The sequence below is a fragment of the uncultured Campylobacter sp. genome (genome assembly GCF_938030685.1).
GTDB lineage: Bacteria > Campylobacterota > Campylobacteria > Campylobacterales > Campylobacteraceae > Campylobacter_B.
In genome coordinates, this window is record NZ_CALHHX010000228.1 from 1 (window position 1) to 4,401 (window position 4,401).

The 4,401-nt window shown below is 48.9% G+C and carries 8 protein-coding genes; 2 read left to right on the forward strand and 6 right to left on the reverse strand.

Annotated features, from left to right (window positions below):
- The 4 genes from Q0369_RS10960 to Q0369_RS10975 all read right to left on the reverse strand — a co-directional run.
- Positions 1-251 (reverse strand): hypothetical protein (locus Q0369_RS10960; protein WP_298099887.1); only part of this gene is annotated, 251 nt, incomplete at its 3' end.
- Between the two features lie 12 nt (positions 252-263).
- On the reverse strand, positions 264-818 hold the full coding sequence (locus Q0369_RS10965; protein ID WP_298099892.1) for a hypothetical protein: 555 nt from the start codon (positions 816-818) through the stop codon (positions 264-266).
- 2 nt (positions 819-820) lie between these two features.
- Positions 821-1,126, reverse strand: coding sequence for a hypothetical protein (locus Q0369_RS10970; RefSeq protein WP_298099896.1), 306 nt, complete (start codon positions 1,124-1,126; stop codon positions 821-823).
- 72 nt (positions 1,127-1,198) lie between these two features.
- Positions 1,199-2,899, reverse strand: a complete 1,701-nt coding sequence (locus tag Q0369_RS10975) for a hypothetical protein (RefSeq protein ID WP_298099899.1) — start codon at positions 2,897-2,899, stop codon at positions 1,199-1,201.
- Positions 2,900-3,028: 129 nt separating this feature from the next.
- On the opposite strand from Q0369_RS10975, the gene Q0369_RS10980 reads away from it, so the two are divergent.
- On the forward strand, positions 3,029-3,364 hold the full coding sequence (locus Q0369_RS10980) for a type II toxin-antitoxin system RelE/ParE family toxin (protein ID WP_298099901.1): 336 nt from the start codon (positions 3,029-3,031) through the stop codon (positions 3,362-3,364).
- A gap of 34 nt (positions 3,365-3,398) precedes the next feature.
- Positions 3,399-3,677, forward strand: a complete 279-nt coding sequence (locus tag Q0369_RS10985; protein WP_298099904.1) for an XRE family transcriptional regulator — start codon at positions 3,399-3,401, stop codon at positions 3,675-3,677.
- An 82-nt stretch (positions 3,678-3,759) separates the two neighbouring features.
- On the opposite strand, the gene Q0369_RS10990 is transcribed toward Q0369_RS10985, so the two are convergent.
- Together Q0369_RS10990 and Q0369_RS10995 are read right to left on the reverse strand one after the other, a co-directional pair.
- Positions 3,760-3,963: a BrnA antitoxin family protein gene (locus tag Q0369_RS10990; RefSeq protein ID WP_297945481.1), complete on the reverse strand. Its 204-nt coding sequence runs from the start codon at positions 3,961-3,963 to the stop codon at positions 3,760-3,762.
- Positions 3,960-4,250: a BrnT family toxin gene (locus Q0369_RS10995; protein ID WP_297921088.1), complete on the reverse strand. Its 291-nt coding sequence runs from the start codon at positions 4,248-4,250 to the stop codon at positions 3,960-3,962. The genes Q0369_RS10990 and Q0369_RS10995 overlap by 4 nt, the downstream gene beginning before the upstream one ends.
- Between the last annotated feature and the right edge of the window lie 151 nt (positions 4,251-4,401).

The window sequence follows — 4,401 nt, forward strand, 5'->3', positions numbered from 1 at the left end:
ACGTATTTCAGCGCAGCCGGGGCGCCGCCCTCCATGTGAGCATTGTTCAGATCGCCGTCGGGCGTCTCGTCATACATCCAAGTATGACCTAGCGCCGCATTGGAGCTCCTGTCTCTCGGCGCACCCATTCCGATCGCCGTAAGAAACGGCGTGCTCTTCCATCCGATCTCTTTGATCGTATTCCAAAACTCAACTCCAGACTTGCCGAACGCTTCGTCGGAGCTGATGAGGCCATCTCTGATAGTTGCCATCTCTTTCTCCTTTTAGTAAATCTTGCTGAGATAGGCGAGCTTCTCCTCTTGGCTTATCTCGCCCTTGTTGATTCGGCGCGCCATCTCTCCTCTGTCGATAGCGCTGCCGCCCTTGCCGTGGACTACGTCGTATTCGTCGTCCTGTGGCGCCCCTTTGAAATATTTGAGATAGACGTTCTCAATCCCCGTAGGGTTGAAATTTTTCTCCAAATACCCCTTATTCTTCTCATCGAGCTCAAACATCTTGTCGAGGACTTTTTGCATATTGAAGTCTCCGTATTCCTTTTTGAAATCCGTTTCGAGCTCTTTGAGCTGCCTTTCTTGCTCCATCGCGCGAAAGCTTTGATACTCCTCGTCGCTTAGCACCTTGCCTCCGGCGCCCTCTTTCTTGCCGGGCTCCGCGCCTTTCGGCTCGTCTTTTGCAGATTTGTCGTCGCGAGGCACGGCGGATTTTTTAGGCTCGCCCCCTGCGTCTTTGGCGGGTTCTCCCTTGCCGTCTGCGACAGCCGCGGCGGCGGGATCTGTTACGCCCTCGTCCAAATCGTCATCATAGATATCCGGATCCATCTCTACTCTCCTTCCTTGCTTGCTTCATCGCCCAAATTTGAAAGATCCTCGTTCGCTTTCGCGTCGGACTTTTTGTCGCCCGCATTACCGTCTTTTTCGGATTTTTTTTCTTCGGCCCCTACAGCAGCCCACTCCTCGGGGCTAAAAATTTGCACCTCAAGCCCCGTTTCATCCTTGCGTCTTACGATTACGTCGCCGATCTTTCCGTCTGAGATCTGCCCCGTGTTTTTGCCGTTTGAAAACACCATCAGCCCGTTAGAAGCCATATGGGTTATCACGCCTAGCACCTTGAAATCGCTTTTTTTCATAGCTTTCTCCTTTGAAAATTTTTAATGATTCTATTTCTGAGCGTCCTAAATTTTTTAAACTCGTTTTTCATCTCAAATCCCGCCGTTTAGCAGCGCCGCGCGATCGAGTTCATCGTCGCTCGGAGGGTGTTCGTCTCTATCAGGGATGTCCGGCGCCTCGCCGCCCTCATCACCGGCTGCGTCCTGCGCCTGCTGCGCCGCCTGAAGTTGGGCTTGCTGGAGCGCTTGCATCTGCGCCATAGCCTCGTCGATCGCCTCGATAGGCGCGTTTTCGCCGAGAATTAGGGTTAGAATTTCTTTGATGATCTCCCCAGAAATAGCCGGGGTTGCCATATTCGCCTGCGCCAAGACCTGCATCAGCGAGTTGAGCTGTCCGATCTTGACTTCGTTTGCGATGGTGGTGCCGAAATTTACATTGACATCGAAATCAAGCGGCGCGCTGCGATCGCCTATCTTTTCGATGATCTGCGGATCTTCCGTGATCCGCACGAATTCCTCGTCGCTCGTAAATTTGTATATGAGCCAAACAAAATGTTCGGCGTAGCTTTGCAGCATCGTATCGAGCAGGGTTTGAAGCATGCTCTCTATCCTCGTACCGGAAGCCGAATTAACCGCTTGAAGCGCGCTCGTAGCCCTGCGATCGCTCGGGCTCGTTTGCCCCGTCATCACGCTGTTTACGCCCGTCGCGATCTCGTATTCGTTCTTTAGCATCGCGATCTCTTCGCTTAGCCCATAAGTGCCGGGCTCGCTCATTACGGTGATGACGTCTTTTATAGTTTTATTAGTTCCGGGGGCGATGCGGATAAATTTTTTCCTAGCGGCGATATCGCTGATTGCTACGCTGCCCGAATCCTTATCGATAGCGTAGGGCGGATCGATCTGATTTTCGGTAATGTCGATCTTTTGGTTGCGCTTGATGTTGTATTCCTCTTGCAGCTCCCAAACGATCTCGGGGATGCACGAGCCGTATATCGCTATCTCATCCTCGCGCTCGTCCTCGTTTATGCTCGGAGTGGTTTCGATGCAGTATCCGTAGTGAAACGGCAGGCGGGAGAATGTCGCTTCGCGCACTAGCGTGTCGTTTGCGTAGGTTTTGAGTTTCCACACGGAGCGCCCCTGCTCGCGGCTTTTGATATACAGATCGCGCATTGCTATGCGCTCGCTGCCTGCCGTGGTTTGTGCGATCACGTTTCTGTCGTCTTTCGCTTTGTAAAATTTACGCTCCAGCTTCTCTCTGATCTCTCTTGCCGATTGGTTGTATTTGTAGGCTACGTATTCGATGTCGTTGATGTCGCTTGCGTGGCGATCAAACGCGAGATCGGCGATCGGGATAAATTTCGTGCGGATCTGTGCGGCGGTTTTGTCGTAGAATAAATTTACAATACCCAGCGGCAGATACAGCGCGCTAAGCACGGCTTTGGATAGCCCTACGCGATGCTCTTTCTTTTTCCAATAGTTCTTCAGCACCGCGGTAAGCGCGTTTTGCAGTATTAGATCATGCTCGCTTCGCAACCCTACCCTTTTTACTTCGATCGGGCAGCGATCACTCATAAAGCTGGTTTTGAATACGCTATGGATGATATTTACGGTAGTTTTGACAAGCGGGATGTAAAGCTTTGAGCGGCTTCGCTCCGAGCTTTTGCGTTTGCTCGTGCGGTTGTCCTCTTTATAAACCGCACGATACGCTCGTTCGCGACGCAGAAATCTCTCCTCCTGCTCCTCAAGATCGCTAAAAGCGCGCGTGATTAGCGAATAATCTTCGTCGTTTGGCATTTTCTACTCCGCAAAAGGGCGATCCTGCGTGGGATTTGACCCTATTTTTTGAATAGCTTATTCTTCCGCGTCCTAATTTTTCTATACTGCGATTTGCTTTTTTGTATCTTTTTTGATACAATTACTGCTATGAAAAGAGTTAAGGCTGTTTTTTATGAAAGCGGAAGCGGCAATATGCCCGTTCGCGAGTGGTTGTTGAGTTTGGATAGAGAGGATTGCAGGATCATAGGAGAGGATATTGCGACGGTGGAATTCGGCTACCCGATCGGGATGCCCGTGTGTAGAAGTTTAGGAAATGGACTTTATGAGGTACGCAGCGATATTTCGGGCGGCAGAATTGCGAGAGTTATATTTGTTGTAAAGCGCGGGTATATGGTGCTGCTTCACAGCTTCATAAAAAAAACGCAAAAGACGCCGAAACAGGATATCGATCTGGCGAGCAAGCGCGCAAGGGAATTAGAGTAAAAGTAAGGTTAGCAACAAAAAAGGAAGAGTGAATATGAAACTAGAAAATTTAAGTTCGTTTGATGATTTTTTGAAAGAGGATGGGCTTTACGAACAGACGAAAGCCGTGGCGATAAAGCGTGTTATAGCTTATCAGATTGAAGAAGAGATGAGGGCTCAAAACATTACGCAGACCGAGCTCGCGCAGCGTATGAATACCAGCAGAGCCGTCGTATCTAGGCTTTTGAATCCAAAAAACGGCTCTCTTACCCTAAGCACCTTAAGCTCTGCGGTAAGCGCGCTAGGCAAGAAGCTCGACGTCTCGATTATTTAACTATCCGCCGCCGCAGCCATTTAAACTTCGGCGGCGCCGATGAAATGCGGACAAAGCGAGAGCGCGCGTTTTAAGGGCGAATTTATAAAAAATTTGGTTTTAGCCCCTTTGCCGCGCATTCGCTTAAAAACATATTGATAAGCGTTTGATACTTCGCGCCGCTCTGATCGGCAAGGGCTTTAAAATATTCGATCGTCTCGGCGTCTAAATTTATGCTGATCTGCTTTTTGAGCTTTTTTACATACGGATTTTTAACCGATTTGCTAAAATCATACTCTTTTTTCATCGTAACTCCTCGTACTGCTTGGTTTCGCGAGCGGTGGCCTTGCGCGCCGATATGATTCTGATGACCTCGTCCTTTTCACGGTAGCAATGCGCCACGACGAGAATTCTCGCTCGCGCGCTCATACCTAAAATGATAAATCGCTCCTCGTCTTCCGAATGCTCATCGTCGAATATCACGCGCGCAAACTCGTCGGCGAAGACGCTTTTTGCTTCGCCAAAGCTCACGCCGTGTTTGGCTAAATTGATCTCGGCCTTGCGCTTATCGAAGGTAAATTTTATATATTTCATAATTATATTATATAGATTTTTACTTATAGGAAGCTTATGTAATCGCTTCGGATTAGCTCGCGCAAAATTTTAAAATGGATTTTTATTTGTAAATTTCATATGCGAATAAATTTAATTATTTTCGGTCGGTTTCGTTTGGATCTGCTTTTTT